The sequence below is a fragment of the Aerococcus agrisoli genome, from assembly GCF_003797145.1.
Taxonomy (GTDB): Bacteria; Bacillota; Bacilli; order Lactobacillales; family Aerococcaceae; genus Aerococcus; species Aerococcus agrisoli.
The window spans coordinates 19,421-43,056 of sequence record NZ_RKMG01000001.1; the positions used below are offsets into that span (position 1 = coordinate 19,421).

At 41.5% G+C, this 23,636-nt stretch carries 19 protein-coding genes, 1 other RNA gene and 1 other annotated feature; of the genes, 16 read left to right on the forward strand and 4 right to left on the reverse strand.

Annotation, left to right across the window (positions count from 1 at the left end; translation table 11 throughout):
- The first annotated feature begins 25 nt into the window (after positions 1-25).
- From EF384_RS00085 to ffs, 8 genes are all read left to right on the forward strand, one after another.
- Complete coding sequence (locus EF384_RS00085; RefSeq protein WP_123778972.1) at positions 26-505, forward strand: V-type ATP synthase subunit K; 480 nt, start codon at positions 26-28, stop codon at positions 503-505.
- 41 nt (positions 506-546) lie between these two features.
- Entirely contained in the window at positions 547-1,116 is a 570-nt protein-coding gene (locus EF384_RS00090) for a hypothetical protein (RefSeq protein ID WP_123778973.1), read from the forward strand.
- 18 nt (positions 1,117-1,134) lie between these two features.
- On the forward strand, positions 1,135-2,136 hold the full coding sequence (locus tag EF384_RS00095) for a V-type ATPase subunit (protein WP_123778974.1): 1,002 nt from the start codon (positions 1,135-1,137) through the stop codon (positions 2,134-2,136).
- The gene (locus tag EF384_RS00100; RefSeq protein WP_123778975.1) at positions 2,126-2,437 is read left to right on the forward strand and encodes a V-type ATP synthase subunit F; all 312 of its coding nucleotides are present in this window, start codon (positions 2,126-2,128) and stop codon (positions 2,435-2,437) included. The genes EF384_RS00095 and EF384_RS00100 overlap by 11 nt, the downstream gene beginning before the upstream one ends.
- Before the next feature lie 84 nt (positions 2,438-2,521).
- Positions 2,522-4,297: a V-type ATP synthase subunit A gene (locus EF384_RS00105; protein WP_123778976.1), complete on the forward strand. Its 1,776-nt coding sequence runs from the start codon at positions 2,522-2,524 to the stop codon at positions 4,295-4,297.
- The gene (locus EF384_RS00110; RefSeq protein ID WP_123778977.1) at positions 4,297-5,679 is read left to right on the forward strand and encodes a V-type ATP synthase subunit B; all 1,383 of its coding nucleotides are present in this window, start codon (positions 4,297-4,299) and stop codon (positions 5,677-5,679) included. Before EF384_RS00105 ends, EF384_RS00110 begins: the two co-directional genes overlap by 1 nt.
- Before the next feature lie 6 nt (positions 5,680-5,685).
- Positions 5,686-6,324, forward strand: coding sequence for a V-type ATP synthase subunit D (locus EF384_RS00115; protein ID WP_123778978.1), 639 nt, complete (start codon positions 5,686-5,688; stop codon positions 6,322-6,324).
- A 521-nt stretch (positions 6,325-6,845) separates the two neighbouring features.
- An RNA gene (gene ffs / locus EF384_RS00120) (signal recognition particle sRNA small type) lies at positions 6,846-6,945 on the forward strand.
- A gap of 54 nt (positions 6,946-6,999) precedes the next feature.
- Here ffs and EF384_RS00125 read toward each other — a convergent pair.
- Together EF384_RS00125 and EF384_RS00130 are read right to left on the reverse strand one after the other, a co-directional pair.
- On the reverse strand, positions 7,000-9,849 hold the full coding sequence (locus EF384_RS00125) for a DEAD/DEAH box helicase (protein ID WP_123778979.1): 2,850 nt from the start codon (positions 9,847-9,849) through the stop codon (positions 7,000-7,002).
- Between the two features lie 18 nt (positions 9,850-9,867).
- Positions 9,868-10,269, reverse strand: a complete 402-nt coding sequence (locus EF384_RS00130) for a (deoxy)nucleoside triphosphate pyrophosphohydrolase (protein ID WP_123778980.1) — start codon at positions 10,267-10,269, stop codon at positions 9,868-9,870.
- Between the two features lie 162 nt (positions 10,270-10,431).
- Between EF384_RS00130 and EF384_RS00135 the strand changes: the two genes are divergently transcribed.
- The 3 genes from EF384_RS00135 to EF384_RS00145 all read left to right on the forward strand — a co-directional run bounded on the left by EF384_RS00135 (position 10,432) and on the right by EF384_RS00145 (position 13,473).
- Positions 10,432-11,430, forward strand: a complete 999-nt coding sequence (locus EF384_RS00135) for an NAD(P)H-quinone oxidoreductase (RefSeq protein ID WP_123778981.1) — start codon at positions 10,432-10,434, stop codon at positions 11,428-11,430.
- Between the two features lie 311 nt (positions 11,431-11,741).
- A complete protein-coding gene (locus tag EF384_RS00140) occupies positions 11,742-12,638 on the forward strand; it encodes a DUF6282 family protein (protein ID WP_123778982.1) in 897 nt (298 codons plus the stop codon).
- A gap of 46 nt (positions 12,639-12,684) precedes the next feature.
- The gene (locus EF384_RS00145) at positions 12,685-13,473 is read left to right on the forward strand and encodes a 2-keto-4-pentenoate hydratase (RefSeq protein WP_123778983.1); all 789 of its coding nucleotides are present in this window, start codon (positions 12,685-12,687) and stop codon (positions 13,471-13,473) included.
- Positions 13,474-13,806: 333 nt separating this feature from the next.
- Here EF384_RS00145 and EF384_RS00150 read toward each other — a convergent pair whose 3' ends face one another.
- Positions 13,807-15,771, reverse strand: coding sequence for an ABC-F family ATP-binding cassette domain-containing protein (locus EF384_RS00150; RefSeq protein WP_123778984.1), 1,965 nt, complete (start codon positions 15,769-15,771; stop codon positions 13,807-13,809).
- Between the two features lie 195 nt (positions 15,772-15,966).
- Between EF384_RS00150 and EF384_RS00155 the strand changes: the two genes are divergently transcribed.
- Entirely contained in the window at positions 15,967-16,590 is a 624-nt protein-coding gene (locus EF384_RS00155; RefSeq protein ID WP_123778985.1) for a redox-sensing transcriptional repressor Rex, read from the forward strand.
- 541 nt (positions 16,591-17,131) lie between these two features.
- Here the strand turns inward: EF384_RS00155 and EF384_RS00160 are convergent.
- Positions 17,132-17,332 carry a hypothetical protein gene (locus tag EF384_RS00160; protein ID WP_123778986.1) on the reverse strand — a complete coding sequence of 67 codons (201 nt, stop codon included), beginning with the start codon at positions 17,330-17,332 and terminating at the stop codon, positions 17,132-17,134.
- A gap of 352 nt (positions 17,333-17,684) precedes the next feature.
- Between EF384_RS00160 and EF384_RS00165 the strand changes: the two genes are divergently transcribed.
- The 4 genes from EF384_RS00165 (at position 17,685) to argH (ending at position 23,268) form a co-directional block, all read left to right on the forward strand.
- Positions 17,685-17,954 carry a co-chaperone GroES gene (locus EF384_RS00165; protein WP_123778987.1) on the forward strand — a complete coding sequence of 90 codons (270 nt, stop codon included), beginning with the start codon at positions 17,685-17,687 and terminating at the stop codon, positions 17,952-17,954.
- A 60-nt stretch (positions 17,955-18,014) separates the two neighbouring features.
- A complete protein-coding gene (gene groL, locus EF384_RS00170) occupies positions 18,015-19,637 on the forward strand; it encodes a chaperonin GroEL (RefSeq protein WP_123778988.1) in 1,623 nt (540 codons plus the stop codon).
- Positions 19,638-19,844: 207 nt separating this feature from the next.
- Positions 19,845-21,353 carry an amidase gene (locus tag EF384_RS00175; protein ID WP_123778989.1) on the forward strand — a complete coding sequence of 503 codons (1,509 nt, stop codon included), beginning with the start codon at positions 19,845-19,847 and terminating at the stop codon, positions 21,351-21,353.
- Positions 21,354-21,891: 538 nt separating this feature from the next.
- Complete coding sequence (gene argH, locus EF384_RS00180; RefSeq protein ID WP_123778990.1) at positions 21,892-23,268, forward strand: argininosuccinate lyase; 1,377 nt, start codon at positions 21,892-21,894, stop codon at positions 23,266-23,268.
- 135 nt (positions 23,269-23,403) lie between these two features.
- Positions 23,404-23,617 (forward strand) — a binding site (T-box leader).
- Positions 23,618-23,636 lie beyond the last annotated feature (19 nt).

Sequence of the window (23,636 nt, forward strand, 5' to 3'; positions counted from 1 at the left end):
AACAATAAATGGAGGTTTACAGAAAATGAATACATGGTTTGATTTCTTTGTTGAAAATGGCGGTACTATCTTTGCTATGCTAGGTGTCGCAGTTGCAGTTTTATTCTCAGGTATGGGTTCAGCACGTGGTGTTGGGGAAACTGGTGCGGCAGCAGCAGCTTTAGTAAAAGACCAACCTGAAAAATTCGCACAAACATTGATTCTTCAATTATTACCTGGTACACAAGGTCTTTATGGTTTCGTTATCGGTATCATGATCTACTTAAACTTAGGTAACGGTTTAGACTTATCTCAAGGTTTACAATACTTAATGGCTGCATTACCAATTGCCTTTGTAGGTTTGATTTCAGCACGTTGGCAAGGTTTTACTGCGACAGCTGGTTTACAAATCCTAGCAAAACGTCCAGAAAACGTATCTAACGCAATTATCTACTCTATCATGGTAGAAACTTACGCAATCTTAGCATTCGTTATCTCATTATTATTAGTTCTTTCTGTTGGTTAATCACACAAACATAGAAAACCACAAGAAGGAGGATGAGTCGAATGGCGGATATTCAAACTTTAGTCAATCAAGTCCTTGCGCGCGCTGAACAAGAAGAACAAGCGAAGCTTCAAGCATTTGAAACTGAAACTGATGAAGCGTTAAAAAAGGCCAAAGCACAAATAGATGAGACAACTGCGAACGAAAAACGTCACATCGAAGAGGCAGAAGCCAAAAAATTACAAACACAAAAGCAAAGCTATTTGAACACTTTGCGTAATGAAAAATTACAAGCCAAACAAGCCTTATTAGACAGCGTCTACCAAGAAGCTATCGTTGGCTTACAACAATTATCTAGTGAAGAATTCACTGGTTTAATCCAAGGTGCTTACAGTCAATTAGATACGCTTGAAAATGCAGAATTGAAGATTGGTGAATTTAGCCAACATCAATTTGATGCAGATCAAGTGCGTGCCATCAATGATCAAGTCCAAATTGCAGCGGAATTTATTCCAAAACGTTCTGGCTTTATCATTAGTCAAAATGATGTAGATTATAACTTCACTTTTGAAGCAATTATTGAACAAAAGAAAGCTGTTTTAGCACCGAAACTTGTCAAACACGCATTCTAATAGAGGGGAGAGAAATTCATGTCAAACGCTACATATGCACAAGTGGATACATCCATTCGTGTCAAAGAAAGTAGTTTGCTTGCTAAAGAAGATTATGATGCACTACTTCGTGCCAGCTCCCTTGAAGACGTGTTTGCTGCCCTAAGAAAGACCAATTATCATGTGCCAGAAGATATCTTGAAAACACATGATTTTGACGGATTCTTAACGCGTGATTTACGTGATACCTATGCTGATTTATATGAACAAACGCCGGTTGATGCGGTGGTGGATATTTTCGCCTTACGCTACAGTTACCATAATTTGAAGGTATTATTCAAAGAATGGTATACCGACAGAGATTTATCTAGCATGTATATTCCAATTGGTCGTTTCTCGATTGAAGCATTAAGAACTTTAATGAAGACGGGTGATGGGAATCAATTCCCAGACATTATGAAGGCTGGCGTGTTAAAAGCACGTAGCTACTATGATGAAACAGAGGATTTGGATAGCTTATCTATTATGTTAGACCAAGCTTATCTCAGTCATTTACGTGTCATTGCAGATCATATTCAAGACCAAGATGCGACAAACGTGATTATGATGTTGATTGACCTTGAAAACCTATCAACGGTTGTCCGGGCCATGAAACAAGGTCGTTCACGTGAATTCTTAGCGGCCGTATTAAGCAATGACGGGACCTTTGAAAAAGCTGAATTAATCGAATTAGCAGGTACGAAAGATTATAATCGAGTAGTGGAAAAATTTGCGAGCCTACCTTATGCAGGAAAACTGTATGAGAAAGTTGATGCAAAAGACCCCATCGATGTTGTGAAATTAGAAAAACGCATTAAACAAATTGAAGCTGATGAAATGCGTCAAGCAGCTTGGGTACCATTTGGGCCAATGCCAGTCATCGCCTACATTTACTTCAAAGAAAACGAAGTAGCAAATTTACGTTTGCTGTTAAATGCGAAAGAATATGAATTAGACCAAGCAGTCGTTGAAGAAAGGATGCAACCAATTTATGGCTTATAAAATCGGAGTTGTCGGTGAAAAAGACGTTGTTGTTCCTTTCCAATTGATTGGATTTGATGCTTACCCTGTTATTTCAGGCCAAGAAGCACGCGAAACCATTCGTACAATGGCCGACGAGGGCTATGGTGTCATCTATTTGACCGAAACAATCGCCACACAAATTCCAGATACCGTAAAATTTTATGATACACAAGTAACACCAGCCATTATTCTAATTCCTTCACATAAAGGAAGTTTGGGCATCGGTAAGGAACGTGTGAACGCCAACGTTGAAAAAGCGGTCGGTCAAAATATTTTATAATCCAACAATCAAGGTGAGCGTTCCAACAATCAAGGACGCACACGTACAAGTAAACATAGAAAATGATAAGAGGGAGGAACAGTTTTGAAAGACGGAAAAATCATTGAAGTTTCTGGTCCACTGATTAAAGCAAGTGGCATGGAAGAAGCAGCTGTTCGTGATATTTGTTTAGTAGGAGAACTACAATTAACAGGAGAAATCCTAGAAATGCACGGTGACGTCGCTTCTATTCAGGTTTACGAAGAAACTTCGGGACTAAAACCTGGACAAAAAGTGGTGACAACTGGTCATCCATTATCTGTTGAATTAGGACCAGGTATGTTGACAAAAATGTTCGACGGTATCCAACGTCCATTACAAGAATTCTTGGATACAACTGAATCTAATTACTTAGAACGTGGGGTTCAAATCGATCCCCTAGACCGTACTGCAGTATGGCATTTCGTACCGACTGTTGAAGCAGGTACACAGGTATCTGCAGGTGACATCGTTGGTACAGTTAAAGAAGGTGCCGTAATTGACCACCGTATCATGGTGCCAGTTGGCGTATCCGGTACAGTGAAATCAATTCAAGAAGGTGATTTTACCCTTAACGATAACGTGTATGTATTAGACACTGAACAAGGTGAGCAATCATTCACTATGGTGCAAACATGGCCTGTACGTAAAGGTCGCCCATTCGCGGAAAAATTTGCACCTAAGACTATTATGACAACTGGTCAACGCGTAATCGACACATTTTTCCCAATCTCTAAGGGTGGGGCAGCAGCCGTTCCAGGGCCTTTCGGTGCTGGTAAAACAGTTGTGCAACACCAAATCGCTAAATATGCTGATGTAGACATCGTGGTTTACGTTGGTTGTGGTGAACGTGGTAACGAAATGACTGACGTTATTAACGAATTCCCTGAGTTGATTGACCCTAAAACTGGTGAATCAATCATGGAGCGTACGGTTTTAATTGCCAATACGTCAAACATGCCGGTAGCAGCGCGTGAAGCTTCTGTGTATACAGGTATCACGATTGCTGAATACTTCCGTGACATGGGTTACTCAGTAGCCATCATGGCCGATTCAACTTCTCGTTGGGCGGAAGCATTGCGTGAAATGTCTGGTCGTCTAGAAGAAATGCCTGGTGATGAAGGTTACCCAGCTTACCTAGGTTCACGTATCGCTGAATACTATGAACGTGCAGGTGTTGTGCGTACATTAGGTAGCGAAGGACGTGTTGGTTCTGTAACTGCTGTAGGTGCCGTTTCGCCTCCAGGTGGGGATACATCTGAACCGGTTACCCAAAATACTTTACGTGTTGTAAAAGTGTTCTGGTCGTTAGACGCAAGACTTTCACAACAACGTCACTTCCCAGCAATTAACTGGTTAAACTCTTACTCACTTTACGATACTGATATCAACAAGGGTGTAGCAGAAGAACTAGGCGTTGATTGGGGTAAATGGGTGCAAACAGCTATGACAATCCTAACTGAAGAAGACAGCTTGCAAGAAGTTGTCCAATTAGTTGGTTTAGATGCTTTATCTGAAACGGATAAAATGACTTTATTAGTTGCAGCGATGATTCGTGAAGGTTACTTACAACAAAATGCCTTTGATGATGTGGATACAACGACATCAGCTAAGAAACAAGAAAAAATGTTGTTCAACATTTTAACCTTCAACACTGAAGCGCGTGCAGCAATGGATAAAGGTGCATACTACCAAGAAATCGCTGAAAATACAGTTGATTTACGTGAAAGCATCGTTCGTTCTAAATTCATCCCAGAAGATCAATTAGACCAAATCGACGCAATTAACGATGAAATCAAAGCCAAAATGGCAGAAATCGTGAAAGGAGGCGCACACGCATAATGTTAAAAGAATATAAATCAATCTCAGATGTGTACGGTCCCTTAATGATTGTTGATGACGTTGAAGGCGTAAGCTACGATGAACTAGTTGAAATTCAAATGCAAACAGGCGAAACACGTATTGGACAAGTACTACAAGTTCAAGAATCTCGCGCTGTTGTACAAATCTATGGTGGTGGTTCTGGTATCAACTTACAAGATACGAAAGTCCGCTTCCAAGGGCGTCCACTTGAATTTGGTGTTTCAGAAGATATGATTGGTCGTGTCTTTGATGGTTTAGGTAACATCAAAGATGGCGGTCCTGAAATTATTGCTGACGAAAGTCGCGATATCAACGGTCAAGCAATCAACCCAATGGCACGTGACTATCCGGATGAATTTATTCAAACGGGTATCTCTACGATTGACCACTTGAATACACTTGTTCGTGGCCAAAAATTACCAGTTTTCTCTGGTTCAGGTTTACCACATAAAGAATTGGCAGCCCAAATCGCGCGTCAAGCGTCTGTAATCGGTGACGACGAACAATTCGCCGTTGTCTTTGCTGCTATGGGTGTAACCTTCGAAGAAGCGGAATACTTCAAAGAATCATTCCGTGAAACAGGTGCAATCGACCGTTCAGTGCTATTTATTAACTTGGCGGATGAACCTTCAATCGAACGTTTGGCTACGCCGAAAATTGCCTTAACTGCTGCAGAATACTTAGCTTACGAAAAAGACATGCAAGTATTGGTTATTATGACTGATATGACCAACTACTGCGAAGCTTTACGTGAAGTATCTGCTGCCCGTCGTGAGGTACCAGGTCGTCGTGGTTACCCAGGTTACTTGTATACAAACCTATCAACCTTATACGAACGTGCAGGACGTATTAAGGGCTCTAAAGGTTCTGTAACACAAATTCCTATCTTAACCATGCCAGAAGATGATATTACACATCCAATCCCTGACTTGACTGGTTATATTACAGAAGGGCAAATCATTCTAGACCGTGACTTAGATTCACGCGGAATTGAACCGCCAATCAATGTATTGCCATCATTGTCTCGTCTAAAAGACAAGGGTACTGGTGAAGGTAAGACACGTAAAGACCATGCAGCGACAATGAACCAATTGTTTGCGGCTTATGCTAAAGGTAAACAAGCCAAAGAATTGTCTCAAGTATTGGGTGAGTCTGCTTTATCTGAAACAGATAAGAAATACGTTGAATTTACGACTGCTTTCGAAGATAAATACGTGAACCAAGGTTTCGAAACAAACCGTACAATCCAAGATACGTTAGACTTGGCTTGGGAATTGTTACATATTTTACCTCGTACAGAATTAACACGTATTAAAGATGATTTGATTAACGAATACATGCCTTCAACTGAAGGAGAGTGATCTTAGATGGCAAATGCGCTAAATGTGAAACCTACCCGTATGGAGTTGAGCACGCTTAAAGCGCGCCTTAAGGTTGCTGAGAATGGGTATGATTTATTAAAGGATAAGCAGGACGAATTGATGCGTCAGTTTATCGACCTAATCAAGGAGAACAACCGACTTCGTAATGAGGTGGAGGACGAATTATCTGGTGCTTTGAAGAACTTTGTCTTGGCGTCGTCTTCGATGAATGATGCTTTTATGGAAGAAATCGTGGCTTTGCCGACGAAGCAAACCAATTTAGAGATTTCGCGTAAGAATATTATGTCTGTTATTGTGCCTGAGATGTCTTTTTCTTATGATGAGACGGCTGAGGGCAATGATGATAAGGAACTGAAATATGGTTATTTGAATACTTCTAGTGAGTTGGATGATGCGATTGAGGTTCTGAATGAAGTGATGCCTAAGTTATTGAAGTTAAGTGAGATCGAGAAGACTTGCCAGTTGATGGCAACGGAAATCGAGTCGACACGTCGCCGTGTAAATGCACTTGAGTACCGTATGATTCCGAATTTCAAGGAAACAATTAAATATATCCAAATGAAACTGGACGAAAACGAACGTGCGTCAATCACACGTATGATTAAAGTTAAAGACATGGGATAATGTAAAATAAAGGGAATTGGCTTAAATGCCGATTCCTTTTTTTGTTTAGTTAGTGAGCTTTGGCCTTCGGCTATTGTTGCATGTGTCTTCGACTTTAGTTTAGAGATTGCTATTTTTATGAGCCTTTGGCTTGTCGTGTATTGTCCTTTAAGAGCCGTGGGACCGCCGAGAGCCAAGGTCTCTCGGCTTGAAGTCGAGCCAAGTTCTCGATTTCATCCTCTTTCACGGCTAAAGGACATACACTTCCGCCTACGGCTATAAATTTATAGTCCTGTTGATTGTGGCGTGTGATTTTCAACCAAATATTTTATTATTTGTGATGGGTTGGTGATTGCACCACACTTTCCTTATTGGCACTATTACTTGTTTTCAATACGGGATTTCATAGTTGGAAATATCCCTTTTTTCTCTAATATGAAAGTTCATAGTTGAATAGAGCGTTGCTTTTGGTGTTGCCAAATGGGTGTTTTCATACTTTCCCTTTACAAAGGATGTATGAAAATGCTATAATTAAATTTGTCGAAAGACCTTGCGGCAAGGGTAGAGGTGTGAACCGGGTCAGATCGGGAACGAAGCAGCTCTAAGCATTGTCTACTCTGTGCTGTAAGTTAGTATGAATTTAATCGGCTAAAAGCCAAAAGCGCTCATCGAAAGATGGGCGCTTTTTTTGTGGGCTTATTTTAGATATTTGTAAAGCTTATAATCGATAGCTTGGTCAAAGTCTAGATTCATTTGTACGACGGTTTTGGATTTGCCGTCGCCAATGTCTTTGACCACTTCACTGATGGTGGTTGGGTCTGGTTTGACTTGACCAAGATAGTAGAAGTCGGAGCCGTCGTCATCGGATTTTTTGACGAACATGTGGATGGCCCATTCTTCAGCGTGTTGCATAATTTGAATTTCTGGTGAATTCAAGGAACGACCGGCTTTAGAGAACCAATGCATGGTGCTGTTATCTAAAAGCGCATCTTCATAGGCAACGAGGGCACCGGTGAAGTCGTCACCTTTATCGATAGTAACAAAGATGGTGAAGACTTTACGTTCTTTGTCTAACACATAGCCACCAATATTCAAATCTACCATCTGATCTTGCCATTGCAAGAAGCGTAGGGCTTCACGACGCGAGTATTTTTGATAGATGGTCAGTGCTTGTTGGTGATTATAAGATTCGCTAAGTAGTTTGGCTGTAACTAGTAAGTCGTTTAAGTGCGTTTTGAAAGCAGTATTATTTTTCGCAGCTTTAAAACCATCAGATAAGACTAGACCGCTAACTGTGATATCAATCAGTTTGCCAGGTTCGAATTGTTTCTTAGCGCTGGCGACATAGTAATCGGTGGAAAGGATGCGCAAGACGGACATCATCGTTTCGTCGTCGTTTGGCAATTGATGACTGGCGAAAAGGACGCGAATGTCATCAAAGGACATGGTCTGTATATCATGATCCAAGAGATGTTTGGCCAAAATGAATTCATGGGCACGCTTGCCTGGTAAAACTTCGCTGGTTAGGAAGTTCAAAATAGCATCGGCTGTTTTGGACCAGGTGATGTCAATTTCTCGGATACGAGCAAGGAACTGTGGATAGTTTTTATTTTTGCTTGCGATGAGTAGTGGGTCAAATGCTTGACTAACTTGGAAATCGACCAACATGGGCATACGGTTTAGGCGTGCTTTTAATTGGAAATAGGCTTCTTTCAAAACGGAAACGGCATCCATCTTGGCTGTATTAATCGATTGGAAAATCCGTTCCTTAGCGATTTGTTCGAAGTTAATCGATGACAATCCAGAAATGAAGTTCGTGTCCTGGGTGTTGCGACGCAATTTGTCCTTACTACGACTGGTATCGCCCGTTAAAGCGACTGGAATCAGATAGTTATTATTGTAATTACCAATGAAATCAATGATATTCACAAATTCCTTATCCTTATATTTACGGAGACCACGTCCCATTTGTTGGATAAAAATAATGCTGGATTGGGTCTGACGAAGCATCACCACTTGATTAATCTCCGGAATATCAATCCCTTCATTAAAAATATCCACCGTGAAAATATAATCCAGTTGTCCATTACGCAAGCGTTCAACCGCGGCATTACGGACATCTTGACTGTCCGCACCAGAAAGTGCCACTGTATGGAAACCACGTTCGTTGAATTTTTCAGACAAAGTAGCGGCCTCTGCGCGGCGACTACAAAAAATAAGGCCTTTCACTTTTTTATGGGCCAAACCATAATAATTTAACCGTTCAATCAAGAAATCCACGCGCTCATCAACCACTAGTTGCCTTAGGTCGCTGGTATCATCGATGATTTCACCATCTTTTTCATAATCGGTTACCCCAAAATAATGGAAGGGTGCCAGCAAATCTTCCCCAAGTGCATCTTGCAGGCGGATTTCGTAGGCAATGTTGTAGTCGAATAGGTCGTAAATATTGAAGCCATCGGTACGTTCAGGTGTTGCGGTCAAACCAAGTAAAAATTCAGGGGTAAAGTAATCGAGAATTTTTTGGTATGACGGACTACCTGCTCGGTGAACTTCATCGATAATGATATAGTCGAATTCGCTTGGGTCAAATTGGTGGAGATGTTGGTCGCGATTCAGCGTTTGTTGGGTTGCGAATAGGAACCTAGCTTGGATGTCCTTGTTGTTGCCGGTATAGAAACCAAAGTTGCTGTCAGGTTCTTTAGCGAATATCTTTTTAAAGGATGCCATGGCCGAATGCAGGATTTGTTCGCGGTGTACAACAAAAAGCATTTTTTTCGGGTTAAATTGGCGGACATCAAAGGCTGCTAAGTAAGTTTTCCCGGTACCAGTTGCGGCAATGACTAGACCCTTATTTTCGCCGGCGTCACGCAATTCTTGCAGGCTATCAAGGGCAGGAATCTGCATTTTGTTGGGTTTGATATAGTCGGACATAGGGTCTTGGAGTTGGGTGATTTGTTGGTAAGTCGCTGGTTTGTAGTTTTTTCGGTAAGCATCAATCCAATCTTGGGTGAGGGGCTTAGCCGTCGCCCATTGTTGGTCCAAGTGATCTTGCATTTGGCGAATGATTTCACCTTGATCGTAAGATGTTAGCTTGATATTCCATTCGTAGTTGGTTTTTAGTGCATTAATGGTCAGATTGGAAGAGCCAATAATAAATGACTGATGGTCTTCATGCTCAAACAAGTAACCCTTGGCGTGGAAGGCCTTTTTATCAGACATACGCACTTCTAGATTTGGAATCCGCATGAGGGCTTCAAAGACATCTGGCTGGTTGAAATCGAGATAAGTCGAGGTCAATAAACGGCCAGAAATGCCTTTGAGATGTAAATCTGATAGGAAAGTCTTCAATGTGTTCAGACCAGATTCAGTCACAAAAGCCACGGAAAAGGTGAAACTTGTACAGTTTTCCAATTCCTCTTGTAGCGTGGTGAGTAAGAATTCTTTCTTTTCGGGTTGGTTAATGATCAGTTTGGGATCATAGTGCGACCCGACTGTTTGTTGGTCGATAAAGGCGTGATGTAACGCTTGTACTAATGAGTCCATAAACGTCTCCCTTCTATTTTAGGCAAAGGTCATAGTAGCTAATTTAGCTACTGTAGGTTGGTCGGCTGGCGCCCAGTCCAATTGGTCTAGTTCACTTGGTGCCAACCATTTGATGGCTACGTGCTCGGTTAAGACTGGTTCGACACCAGCATTTAATGGGCAAATAATCGTCGATAAATGCACGCGACCAAAGTCATATTCGTAGGCTGTCGTGTCAAAAATGTCTCCAGAAACGGTCACGTCAATCTTCAATTCTTCAGTTAATTCGCGGTGTAAGGCAGTTTGGGGTGTTTCACCAGTTTCAATCTTGCCACCTGGAAACTCCCACAGATAGGCCAGGGATTTTTCGCCCCCACGTTGTGCACACAAAATTTTTCCGTCGCGGACCAAAATTGCCCCGACTACATAAATATCTTTCATCGCCATCACCTTTCGTTTTCAATCAATTAAGATCATTTTAGCGAAAACGCCTGCAAGAAGAAAGATCAAAAAATAAAACTGTCAGTGATGGGCCGTCTGATTGGGTTCTTGGCGGCTTTTGCGTTACCATTAAAGTAAATACAGTCAGTAAAGGAGAATCTTATGAAAGCATGGGCAGCAAATAATGCAGGCGGACCTGAAGTTTTTGAGATGGTGGAGCTAGAAACGCCGCAAGCCAAACCTGGTGAGGCTTTGGTCAAGGTGAAGGCAATTGGGATTAACCGCCATGACGTGATGTCTCGGACCAGTGTGAATCCGGAGGCACCACTCGTGGACCGGGTGCTTGGGATTGAAATCGCAGGTGAGATTGTTGCGATTAACGATCCGGACGGTCAATACGCGGATGTAGCGGTTGGCGACCATGTGGCGGGCATCGTGGTTCACGGCGCCTATGCCGAGTACGCTAGCATTCCCTTGAGCCGGGCGATTACTTTTCCCAAAAACGTACCTTTCGTAACGGCCGCAGCCATTCCCGAGGCCTTCATGACTGCCTACCAAACCCTGTATTGGTTGGGCTTTTTGAAAAAGGGCGAGCGCGTCTTAATTCACGCGGCTGGTTCGGGGGTAGGGACCGCAGCGATTCAGCTGGCCCACCACCTGTCCGACGCCGAGATTATTGCCACAGCTGGCCGTCAGGATAAATTGGACTTGGCGACCAAGCTAGGGGCGAAACGCGTCGTCAATTATAAAGAAGAGGATTTTGCGCAAGTGGTGGCGCAAGAGACGAATTTGCAGGGCGTTGATGTGATTTTAGACTTTATCGGCGCATCTTACGCCAACCAAAATAGCCAAGCAATCGGGGTTGACGGTCGTTGGATTTTGATTGGTGTGCTTGGTGGTACAAAGGTTCCTGATTTTAATATGGGGCAATTGTTGTTTAAACGGGTAAAACTGGAAGGGACTTTGTTGTCGGTTCGTTCTGATCAATATAAGGCTGACTTGGCGGCGGATGTTCACCGTGACGTGATTCCTTTGATTGCGGATGGTACCATTGCGCCGGTAATCGACACCACCTTTGACTTCTCGGACTTACCGGATGCCCATCGTTATATGGAAGACAACAAGAATTTAGGTAAAATTATCGTTACTGTGGACCACTAGTAGTCGAGTTCGAAAAAGCAACCCTCTGCCCACTTCAGAATAGCTTGCGTCACATTGCATGTGACACGGCACTATTCTTCCACTGGTTGAGGGCTGAACGCTTTTCTCTCATCCTTATTAGTGGTTGGTGAACGCTCGGAACTTCTTTGTTCTAGGCGTTTTTTTGTACCCAAGTTTCCTGAGCTTAGATGAAAGCTGTCTTTTTCACAAAAATTAAAAATAAATGAGAATTAGTCTTGAAATAAAAACTAGCTTTGTTACAATTAGGGTATATTATTCTCATGGAAATTTAATTATAGGAGGCTGTTTCAATGGATAGAAGTATTTTGCAGGGCGCTTATGATGTACATGTGCACGCTGGGCCATCGTCTGCGAAGCGTTTTGAGGATGCTTATGAGATGTATCAGGAGGCATCGGCGGCGGGCTACGCGGGTTTTGTTGTGAAGGACCACAATGTGCCGGCTTTACTGGGTACGGCCATGATCAATAAGCACAATCCGGGTCCAACGCGGGCGTACGGGGCTTTGGTGCTCAACAATTCAGTCGGTGGCTTCAACGTCTTTGCGGTGGATACAGCCTTCAATTACGGTGCAGCGATGGTGTATTTCCCAACTGTTTCAAGTCGCATGCACCTGGAAACGCGTAAAGAGGGCTTCGTGGGGGCTGCGGAATCAGCGCTTGAGGAAATCCCTTTGGCTTACACGGACGACAAGGGTGAGGTGGTTCCGGAAGCGGTAGCCTGCCTGCAATATATGGCTGACCATGACATGGTGCTCGGTACCGGTCACGGCTATCCTGAAGAAGTCGATGCCGTCGTGAAAAAGGCTTTAGATCTTGGTGTGAAAAGGATAGTCGTGACCCATCCGCACTATCAGGTAGACGCCACGATTGCGGATATGGTCAAGTGGGCAGACATGGGCGCCTATATTGAAATCAATGCCTGCGTGTTTGAAGGCGGCCACTCAGTCGTTGAAAATGTGATTCCTTTGCAGGTTGCCAAAGACATGATTGATGCTGTTGGTGCGGACAGAATTATTATTGATACGGACTTTGGCCAAAAAGCGAATGGCTCTCCGGTTGAAGGTTTGTACAACTTTTTAACCCTATTACATGACGACTATGACGTGAGTGAAGAAGATATTAGTAAGATGATTAAGGACAATCCGGCGAAATGTTTCGGCTTTGACCGTTTGAAAGTGATTGAATAGTTTTGATGTTGATGATGTAGATTTTTGATTATAAGGAGTGACCCAAATGGAAGAAGCGAAGAAACAAGAGATTGCCCAATTTTTGTATCAAACTGAGCACGACCGCACAGCGATTGACAATGTGTCGGAGATTTTTAACGAGAAATTTACCGAAAGTGAAGCCTATGATATTCAAGATAAAGTCGTGGCTTTGAAAAAAGAAACGGACGGCCAACCAGCAGCCTATAAAATTGGTTTGACCTCACCTGCGAAAATCAAACAGTTGAATGTTGACCAACCAGTATATGGAATTTTGTTTGATTACATGATTTCATACAACCATGAACCATTGTCATTGAGCCGTTTCATCCATCCACGAGTGGAACCTGAAATTGCTATTGTCTTGAAAGAAGATATCTATCAAGAGGATGTGACGTTTGATGAGGTCATGGAAAAAATCGATTATGTCTACTCATCAGTTGAAGTTGTCGACTCACGCTATCATGGTTTCCGTTTTTCACTAGAAGATGTGGTTGCGGACAATACCTCTTGCCAAGGGGCGATTTATTCTAAAGAACACTTCAAGATTGAAGATGTGGATATTTTGAATGAGCATGCTGAAGTGTATATCAATGATGAAAAAATCGACGAAGGTTACGGGAAAGATGTGGCCCATCATCCAGCCAATGCCGTGGTATTCTTGGCAAATGCTTTGTATAAACGTGGCGAGAAATTGCCAGCAGGCGTACCAATCATGACAGGTGGTATGACCAAAGCCAATCCAATCAAAGCTGGGGACAAGGTTCGCATGGAATTCACCAACTTAACATCATTTGAATTTGAAGTAGTTGAATAAAATAAGAAAAGGAGGCTGAATGGCCTCCTTTTCATTTTGGAATAGACTAGGAATTTTTTGATTGTCCCGAATCAGCAACTATTGTGTATGAAATTGGGAATTTGTCCCGAATGAGATTTCGTTCTGTAAGCTTTTGGAAATCTATCCTGAATAAAAATTCATTGTGTAAGACTTTTTTGACTTGTACAGAATGAGATTTCATTCTGTACGATTGTTGTGATTTGTCTCGAATGGAATTTTATTGTGTAAGAAATCGCGAATTCGTCCCGAATGAGCGACTATTCAATAATCGGCATGAAAAAAGGAGGCTGAATGGCCTCCTTTTCTTATCTATTACAATTCTTCTAAGGCGATGCTGGTTTCTTCCCAGGCTTCCATTAGACTTTCTTGCTCGGCTTGTTTGGTTTGCAAGGTTTCGTTTAAATCATTTAGTTTGGTGAAGTCGTCGAGGTATTCAGGTTTGGTCATTTCCAATTGAATGGCTTCAATTTCTTCTTCGATTGCGGCAAGGTCGTCTTCGTATTGTGTCAATTGGCGTTCCAGTTTGCGTTGTTCGCGTTGTTTGTCTTTTGACATTTGGAAGGCTTGTTTGTTGTCAGAAGGTGCCGCCGTGTTGTCGACTGATGGTGTTGCTTGGTTGGCATTGTTTTCTGCCTCTAACAGGGCTAGTCGTTCGGCCTCGGCTTCTTTTTTCGCAATATAATAGTCATAATCGCCCAGGTATAGGGTTGAACCTTCGGCGCTGATTTCAAGGACGGATGTCGCGACGCGGTTGATAAAGTAACGGTCGTGGCTAACAAATAGCAGGGTGCCGTCGTATTCGATCAGGGCATTTTCCAAGACTTCTTTGGAGTCGATGTCCAAGTGGTTGGTCGGCTCATCGAGAATCAGGAAGTTATCATGTTCAAGAGCCAATTTGGCTAGTTCCAGACGGGCTTTTTCACCACCGGATAGGGAGTTGACGATTTTGTTGACGTCATTGCCTGTGAAAAGGAATGAGCCCAGGATTGTACGGATATCGCGTTCCATCATGGTTGGGTGTTCGTCCCATAATTCATGCAGCACGTCTTTACGAGAGTTTAAGTTGCCCAACTCTTGGTCGTAGTAACCGATTTGTAGGTGAGCACCATAATTGATTGTTCCTTTAATAGCAGGAATTTGTTTGATAATTGTCTTCAATAATGTTGATTTCCCAACACCATTTGGTCCCACGATGGCGATAGCTTCCTGTTTACGCATTTGGAAGGAAATCGGTTCGGATAAAATTTTATCTGGCGAGTATCCAACGGCTAAATTGTTGGTTTGCAATACGTCATTACCGGATTCTTCAGCAACCGAGAATTGAATGCGGGCTGATTTCTCATCTTGCAATGGCTTTTTGATTTTATCCATTTTTTCCAGTTGCTTACGGCGAGACTGAGCCATTTTAGTGGTCGACGCACGAACAAGGTTGCGGGCTACATAATCTTCTAGCTTGGCAATTTCTTCTTGTTGTTTCTCGTAAGCTTTCATTTGTAGGGTTAAGCGTTGCGTTCTTTCAGCTAAATAGAAAGAATAATTTCCTTTATAGTAGTCAATGCCTTGGTGCGCCATTTCGTACGTTTCGTTGGTCACGGCATCTAAGAAGTAACGGTCATGGCTGACAATCAATAGGGCACCTGGATATTTTGGCAAATAGCTTTCAAGCCAAGTTAAGGTATCGATATCCAAATGGTTGGTCGGCTCATCGAGGATCAATAAGTCGCGTTTCTCTAACAAAATCTTCGCTAGGGCCAAACGCGTACGCTGACCACCTGATAATGTCGAGATTTTACGGTCATAATCTTCGTCGAAAAATTGGAAGCCGTGTAAAACCATGCGGATTTCAGACTCGTAGCCATACGCATTGAATCGGATCAAGTCCTCTTGCAGTTGATCGTAGCGGTTCAAGGCAGTTTGGTAAGCCTCAGGGTCTTGCATTAATTTTTCATCGGCAAGAGCAGCAGCCGCTTCTTCTGAATCTTTCAACATTTTGATGACAGGTTCAAAAACAGAGACCATTTCTTCATAAATGGTACGGTCTCCGGAAACGGCAGTATGTTGGTCCATGTAGGCGATGGTGGTGCCTTTGGTTAATGACACTTGACCTTCATCAGGTTCCTCGATGTTGGCAAGCATTTTAAGTAGGGTTGATTTACCCGCACCATTACGGCCAACGAGGGCGATGCGGCTGTTATGTTGGATAGTCATTTGAACATTTTCAAATATGACTTCGACGCCGTAGCGTCTGGCTAAGTTAGCACCTTGTAGTATGATCATAGTCGGCATGATCCTTTCTTCAGTAATCAGAACCATTTTACCACATATTTATGGACGGCAATTGTGGAAACGTTTTACAAAATATTGCAAATGTTGGCTATCTATAAATTAGTAAGTGTTATTTGCTTGTGTTCATTTCACAAACTTGCTATACTAAGTGAGAAAAAAATTTCGAATTAGAAAAGAGGATTGGACATGCGTAAAATACCCAAAGCAACCGCTAAGCGATTGCCACTGTATCATCGCTACCTGCGCGTATTCAAAAATATGGGCAAAACACGGGTTTCATCAACAGAGTTGAGTGAAGCTGTTAAAGTTGAAAGTGCAACGATTCGTCGTGATTTCTCATATTTTGGTGCGTTAGGAAAACGTGGTTATGGTTATGATATCGATGCCTTGCTTGAATTCTTCGGTAAAACATTGAGCCAAGATCGTTTGACTACAGTAGCTTTAATCGGTGTTGGTAATTTAGGGAATGCCTTATTAAACTTCAACTTTAAAAAATCAAATAATATCCGTATTGGTGCGGCTTTTGACATCAACGAAGACATCATTGGTACTGTCCACAACGGCGTGCCTGTATACGATATGAAAGATTTAACAGAGCAATTAACTTTAATGGACATTGAAGTCGTGATTTTATCAGTGCCGGATGCTGTTGCACAAACACTTATTCCAGCCTTAGATGATGCGAATATCAAGGGTATCTTGAACTTTACACCAGTTCGTTTGGATGTGCCTGACCACATTCGTGTACAAGATGTAGACTTCACCAACGAACTACAAACATTGATCTATTTCATTTCAACAAATTCATAATCAATACATAAGGTCGAGCCTTTGATGGGGCTCGACCTTTTTAATAGAACAAGTTTGTACATTATTGGGCATACTTTGTGAAAATGACCAAGCAAAGTTCAAAAAAATTTGCATTAATTTAGGTATTTTTGCATAATATGCAAGATTTTAAATAAAATTGTACGGTTTTGGGGAAGGATACTTTGGAAAAAGCTTATAAGAAGACGTGAAGCATTCTTTAAAAGAATAATTCGCACCTTTTGGAGAAAATATTTATATTTTATTTGTTTGTACAGAATAGATTTCCATTCCATAATATTTTGGGGATTTATATTGAATGGGCTGCCATTCCATAATATTTTGGGATTTGTATTGAATGAATTTCCATTCCATAATATTTTGGGGATTTGTATTGAATGAGCTCCCATTCCATAATATTTTGGGGATTTATATTGAATGAGCTGCCATTCCATAATATTTTAAGGATTTGTATTGAATGAGCTGCTATTCAATAATCGACATGAAAAATGGCTGGGGTCTTTTGCCCCAGCCACATTTCATATTATTTTTTGATGCGTTTGATGTAACGTAAAATATCGATGGTTTTGATTAAATCAACGACTTCATAGGCAGCAACCCCGATGGTTAGGTAAACTGTCCAATCCCATCCAGTCAGGCGCACGCTGTCGACAGCGTAGGTCATGGCAACGAAAATGAACAAGATTTTAAATAGTAATAGGAATATAACTGGTGCTTTTAACATATATGTACTGACAATCCTCTCTTTTAGCATGGACGGTGTGGTTTGTTTTCACCGCCAGATGATGACATGTTTAGGTTATGTCATGTTTAAACCTTTTGTGTTGGCGTGGGTATTTGATCACGCTAGATTTACTATTATAAACTACCTTATGTTTCGCATAAAATCAAGGTTTTTGACCTTTTGTCAAAAATTGGTCAAAAAAAGTCAACCTTTCTCTTGCATTTCGGTTTTGAATGATTTAATATAATAGATGTAGTTAGCAGTCAGCAATGTTGAGTGCTAACATAGTAAATTACTCAAGCAGTGATGCTTTGAAATTAGTGGATTTTTTTATCATATGGAGGGACCAAAAATGATTAAACCGTTAAACGGACGTGCAGTAATTCAAGTTGAAGAAGCTAAGGAACAAACAGTTTCAGGTATTGTATTACCATCAGCTGCTAAAGAAAAACAACAAGTAGGTGTTGTGAAAGCAATCGCTGAAAACACTGAAGATTTTACTTCTCAATTAAAAGAGGGTGACCGAGTATTGTTTGAAAAATACGCAGGTTCTACTTTTGAATTAGATGGCGAAGAATTCTTAATCATTAGCGAAAGCGACATTATCGCGATCGTAGATTAGTCAATTTTCATATTTTTTACATAACAATTATTATAGAGAAATTTATGAGGTGAATAAATAATGGCAAAAGATATTAAATTTTCAGAAGACGCACGCCAAGCTATGGTTCGCGGTATTGATAAATTAGCAGATACAGTAAAAGTAACACTTGGCCCTAAAGGTCGTAACGTGGTATTGGAACAAAGCTATGGTTCACCATTAATTACTAACGACGGTGTAACTATTGCGAAAGAAATCGAATTAGAAGACCGTTTTGAAAACATGGGTGCAAAATTAGTTGCAGAAGTTGCTTCTAAAACAAACGACATCGCTGGTGACGGTACGACTACTGCAACTGTATTGACACAATCAATCGTTACAGAAGGTATGAAAAACGTTACTGCTGGTGCAAACCCAGTTGGTATCCGTCGCGGTATTGATAAGGCAGTTCGTGCTGCATCTGATCGTTTAGCTGAAATTTCTGTACCTGTTGATTCTAAAGGTGCTATCGCTAACGTTGCATCTATTTCATCTGGTGACGCTGAAACTGGTGAATTGATTGCTGAAGCAATGGAAAAAGTTGGTCAAGATGGTGTTATCACTATTGAAGAATCACAATCTATCGACACTTCTTTAGATGTTGTTGAAGGTATGCAATTTGACCGTGGTTACTTATCTCAATACATGGTAACTGACAACGATAAGATGGAAGCTGTTTTAGAAAATCCTTATATCTTATTAACTGATAAAAAGATTTCTAATATCCAAGACATCTTACCAGTCTTAGAACAAGTTGTTCAAGAAGGACGTGCCTTGTTATTAGTTGCGGATGATATTGATGGTGAAGCATTACCAACATTAGTATTGAACAAAATCCGTGGTACTTTCAATGTTGTTGGTGTGAAAGCTCCAGCATTTGGTGACCGTCGTAAAGCAATGTTAGAAGATTTATCTATTTTAACAGGTGCACAAGTGATCACTGAAGACTTAGGTCTTGAATTGAAAGATGCTACAGTTGCTCAATTAGGTTCTGCTAACCGTGTCGTTGTAACGAAAGACGATACAACTATCGTTGAAGGTGCAGGTAACAAAGAACAATTAGAACAACGTGTAGCTCAAATCCGTAAACAAATCGAAGAAACTACTTCAGAATACGACCGTGAAAAATTACAAGAACGTCTTGCTAAATTAGCTGGTGGTGTTGCAGTAATCAAAGTTGGTGCTGCTACTGAATCTGAATTGAAAGAACGTAAATTACGTATTGAAGATGCATTGAACGCAACTCGCGCTGCCGTTGAACAAGGTATCGTAGCTGGTGGTGGTACTGCATTTGTAAACACTAAAGCTGCTGTTGCAGAATTAGCTGATAGCTTATCTGGTGACGAACAAACTGGTGCACAAATCGTATTACGTGCTTTAGAAGCACCTGTACGTCAAATCGCTGAAAATGCTGGTCTAGAAGGTTCTGTAATCGTTGAAAAACTAAAAGAACAAGAAAACGGCATTGGTTTCAACGCTGCTACTAACGAATGGGTAAACATGATCGAAGCTGGTATCGTTGACCCAACTAAAGTTTCTCGTTCAGCATTACAAAATGCTGGTTCAGTTGCAGGTTTAATCTTGTCTACTGAAGCTGCTGTAGCTGACCATCCAGAACCACAACCTGCTATGCCACAAATGGATCCAAACGCAGGCATGTATTAATAAAGAGTGCGCCAAAAACACAGTCAAACCTGGGTTTAAGTGCATGAGAGGAAAGAGTTGACGCTGGGGCGTCAGCTCTTTTTTTGTTGGCGAAATATCATCGGGTATGGCACAATCATAAATTTTTCCCGTATACGTCCTTTTTCGCATATAATAAAACCATATTGAAATGCGGATGCAACCCAAAGATTTGAAGGGAGTTTTGACATGCTATTTACAGAAGATGCGACCTACTATGCGCAACAAATTAAGGCGCGCAAATACACGGTGACGCAGTTGGTGGAGTGGGCTTTAGAAAATATTGAGGCTTTGAATCCCAAACTGAACGCGGTGATTTATTTACAGGACCAATATGCGCGGACAAAAGCCAAAGAATATGATGCATATATTGCGAATTTGAGTGACGATGAAATGGCTGATTTACCTGATTTCTTTGGTGTACCAACATTGTTGAAGGATTTAGGGCAAAATCAAGCTGGTTTCTTGAGTTCAAGCGGTTCGAAATTGACGCTTGATTCTTTGATGCAGAAGACAGACCATTTGGTTGAAGATATCATCAAGGCAGGTTTTGTGATTCTTGGCCGGACCAATGTACCGGAATTTGGTTTTAAAGGGATTAGTGATGCGAAAATTACTGGTGCAGTCAATTCGCCTATCGATTTAAGCCGTAATCCTGGTGGTTCTAGTGGTGGGGCGGCGGCTGCTTTGAAGGCGGGTATTGTGCCTTTAGCGCTTGGCTCAGATGGCGGTGGTTCGATTCGAATGCCGGCTTCATATTCTGGCTTAATCGGTTTAAAACCATCAAGAGGGCGAGTAGCGGTTGGACCGGTTACCTACCGTAGTTGGCAAGGTGCTGCGGTCAATTTTGCACTTACCAAGAGTGTAAGAGATACGTGGACCCTTTTACAAAACCTTCAGGTACAACAAATGGATGCGCCATTTATCATGCCAACGATTGAGGAAACAGAGCTTAAGGCCTTGGACCGACCACTGAAAATTGGTTATATCGGGCAATTAAATGCGGACTGGCCATTGCATGAAGAGGCGCAAGCTTTGCTAGATCAAACAATTGCGCAATTAAGAGACTGGGGTCATGAAGTGTTTGAATATCAAGAACCTTTTGACCGCGCAGAAAACATGCGTAATTATTTTGAGATGAATAGTGTCGAAACGGCGGCAACGATGGATAATATTGAACGTGCAAGCGGACGACCTGTAGTTTTTGATGATGTTGAGCCGTTAACGTGGGCGATTTACCGAGCTGGTTTAAAAATCCCATCATACCGTTATAGCCAATTGCTTTATGAGTGGGATCAATGGGCAGCGGCTTCGCAAGCGGATTTTGCGTCAAAAATGGATTTGATTTTAACCCCAGCAACGAATGGGCCGGCACCGCTTCATGGCGAATTAGTGCCGGATGATTTGGAAACGCTCGTTGAAAAAGAAAAACATATCGATGATTATGACAAGGATGCCCAACAAGACATTATTTGGCACCATTTTGAAAAAGGTATCGTGCGCTCACCATACACATCTTTGGTGAACATGGTAGGGCAACCAGCAATTTCATTACCTGTCTATAAAACGGCAGATGGTCTCCCAATTGGGGCGCAGTTTGTTGCAGCCAAAGGAAATGAATATTTGTTACTACAAGTAGCTAAACAATTTGAAGAAGCAAATTTATTGGATACAAGCATTGTTGATGTGGAAGCCTAAATCAAGGTGGTTTGGTAAAAATAAGAATGATGAATCATATAGGCACCAACCCATCCTTCTGTAGGTTCTTTGTGGCTTTACGGAATGAGGATGTATTCTGTAAAGATTAGGGGGATTTGTCCTGAATGGGATTTTATTCTGTAAGGTTTGGGTCGTGTTGTCCTGAATGAAATTTCATTCTGTAAAGGTTGGGGTGATTTATACAGAACGAATTTTCATTCTGTAAGATTTCCCCTGTTTTATACAGAACGAGATTTTATTGTGTAAAGTTCGGGCCGTTTTGTCCAGAATGGGCAGCCATTCTGTAATCCTGGAAAATCCAAACCCATCCCCACAATCCTGGACCACCATAAATTCTCAAAAAAATATAAAGCTAGAAAGTCCGCGGATTTTCTAGCTTTTTTGCGTATACGAAAACTACCAAACTACAAGTAAAATGAGAAAAACGTTTGCTTTTTTATCATACAATGTTAATATTCTCGTGAATATGTGTTAGGATGTAGCCTAACCAAAGTTAAATTTAAAGGAGTGTGTCACTATGGCCATTTGGTCTAATAAATTTCATGAAGAGATGTCTCAAGATGCATACAATTTCAACCAGTCTATTCAGGTTGACTACCGCTTGTTGGATGCAGATTTGCGCGGTTCAAAAGCACATGCTGCCATGTTAGGTAAGCAAGGTATTTTGCCTTTGGAAGAGACTGACCGATTAGTTAACGAGTTAGAGCAAATGCGCCAAGATTACGCTAACGGCAGTCTTCAAATTGATTTTACTTCGGAAGATGTGCATTCATTTATCGAAGCGGAGTTAACTGAACGCTTAGGCACAATCGGGAAAAAAGTACATACAGGCCGGTCTAGAAATGACCAGGTTGCGACAGCTATGCGTATTTATGTCCTAGATGAGTTGACTGATTTTATCAATCAAACCAAAACGGCCATCCAAGCAATTATTAGCAAAGCTGAGGCACATTTGGACACGATTATGCCTGGTTATACGCATTTACAACGGGCACAACCAATTACATATGCCCACTATTTGATGGCCTACGCGCAGATGTATGTGCGTGATTTGGGCCGTTTCGAGGACTTGTATGACCGTGTGGCGGCTGACATGCCACTTGGTGCGGGTGCCTTAGCGACTTCATCATATCCAATTGACCCATTCTATACGACGTCACAACTTGATGGTTTTACAGCGCCATTTGTGAATTCAATTGATGCGGTTTCGAATAATGATTATGCCATTGAATTCTTGTCAGCCTTGTCGATTATGTCTATGCACATGTCACGTTACGCTGAGGAAACGATTATGTGGTCGAGCCAAGAGTTCCGTTTCATTCGCCTGACAGATGCTTTTTCAACTGGATCTTCCATTATGCCACAAAAGAAAAATGCTGATATTCATGAGTTGATGCGTGGGAAAACAGGGCGCGTGTACGGCGATTTGATGGCTGTTTTAACCATTATGAAGGGTATTCCGTTAGCCTATGACAAGGACATGCAGGAAATTAAAGAGCAGTTATTCGACGGGATTGATCATGTGAAAGCAATGTTATCACTATTGCCTGGCATGTTAGAAGCAACGATTGTAGACGCTGATCGTATGTACGCCGCTTGTGGTTCAGGATTCTTGAATGCAACGGACTGTGCGGATTATTTAACTAACAAGGGCATGGCTTTCCGTGATGCTTACAAGATTTCAGGTAATTTAGTGGCTTATTGTACGGAAAAAGATCAGGCCTTGGAAGACTTAACATTAGAGGAGTACCAAGGATTCTCAGATTTGTTTGAAGCCGATATCTACGAAGCAATTGACTTGAAAAACTGTGTGTATCGCCGTAACGTTGCGGGCGGTCCAGCTCCTGAAGCAGTACAAGCAGCGATTGAACGTGTACGCACAAATATTGCCTAATTTGTTTGCAAATGAGAGAAAATAAAATAATTATTAAAAAATGCTCATAAAAATGTTGACAAAATATTAAGTACAGATTAGAATAATTAAAAATCGATGGTTTAGTCCTAATGATTTAAAAATTAAATATGAAATATGAAATCTTAGAAGCAAAGAGTAACAAAAGTATTTTTCCAAAGCGAGTAGACGATTGGTGGAAGGTCTATGTAAAAACGTTTGTGAACCGCATTGCAGAGATAATTGGGTGAAGATATTGAGTAGCTCAATTCGTTAGGCGCGTTAAGTCTTCAAGCGTTGATGATTTTTCATCAGCAGTAGAGTGGTACCGTGGATATTAACCGCCTCTTCATTTGAAGGGGCGGCTTTTT

Excerpts from the sequence above, each read along its gene's own strand:
- EF384_RS00160 (WP_123778986.1), bottom strand. The coding sequence starts at position 17,332 with ATGTTAAAAGCACCAGTTATATTCCTATTACTATTTAAAATCTTGTTC.
- EF384_RS00135 (WP_123778981.1), top strand. The coding sequence starts at position 10,432 with ATGAAAGCATGGGCAGCAAATAATGCAGGCGGACCTGAAGTTTTTGAG.
- EF384_RS00130 (WP_123778980.1), bottom strand. The coding sequence starts at position 10,269 with ATGAAAGATATTTATGTAGTCGGGGCAATTTTGGTCCGCGACGGAAAA.
- EF384_RS00155 (WP_123778985.1), top strand. The coding sequence starts at position 15,967 with ATGCGTAAAATACCCAAAGCAACCGCTAAGCGATTGCCACTGTATCAT.
- EF384_RS00145 (WP_123778983.1), top strand. The coding sequence starts at position 12,685 with ATGGAAGAAGCGAAGAAACAAGAGATTGCCCAATTTTTGTATCAAACT.
- EF384_RS00100 (WP_123778975.1), top strand. The coding sequence starts at position 2,126 with ATGGCTTATAAAATCGGAGTTGTCGGTGAAAAAGACGTTGTTGTTCCT.
- EF384_RS00115 (WP_123778978.1), top strand. The coding sequence starts at position 5,686 with ATGGCAAATGCGCTAAATGTGAAACCTACCCGTATGGAGTTGAGCACG.
- EF384_RS00175 (WP_123778989.1), top strand. The coding sequence starts at position 19,845 with ATGCTATTTACAGAAGATGCGACCTACTATGCGCAACAAATTAAGGCG.
- argH (WP_123778990.1), top strand. The coding sequence starts at position 21,892 with ATGGCCATTTGGTCTAATAAATTTCATGAAGAGATGTCTCAAGATGCA.
- EF384_RS00140 (WP_123778982.1), top strand. The coding sequence starts at position 11,742 with ATGGATAGAAGTATTTTGCAGGGCGCTTATGATGTACATGTGCACGCT.
- EF384_RS00150 (WP_123778984.1), bottom strand. The coding sequence starts at position 15,771 with ATGATCATACTACAAGGTGCTAACTTAGCCAGACGCTACGGCGTCGAA.
- EF384_RS00090 (WP_123778973.1), top strand. The coding sequence starts at position 547 with ATGGCGGATATTCAAACTTTAGTCAATCAAGTCCTTGCGCGCGCTGAA.
- EF384_RS00165 (WP_123778987.1), top strand. The coding sequence starts at position 17,685 with ATGATTAAACCGTTAAACGGACGTGCAGTAATTCAAGTTGAAGAAGCT.
- EF384_RS00125 (WP_123778979.1), bottom strand. The coding sequence starts at position 9,849 with ATGGACTCATTAGTACAAGCGTTACATCACGCCTTTATCGACCAACAA.
- groL (WP_123778988.1), top strand. The coding sequence starts at position 18,015 with ATGGCAAAAGATATTAAATTTTCAGAAGACGCACGCCAAGCTATGGTT.
- EF384_RS00095 (WP_123778974.1), top strand. The coding sequence starts at position 1,135 with ATGTCAAACGCTACATATGCACAAGTGGATACATCCATTCGTGTCAAA.
- EF384_RS00110 (WP_123778977.1), top strand. The coding sequence starts at position 4,297 with ATGTTAAAAGAATATAAATCAATCTCAGATGTGTACGGTCCCTTAATG.
- EF384_RS00085 (WP_123778972.1), top strand. The coding sequence starts at position 26 with ATGAATACATGGTTTGATTTCTTTGTTGAAAATGGCGGTACTATCTTT.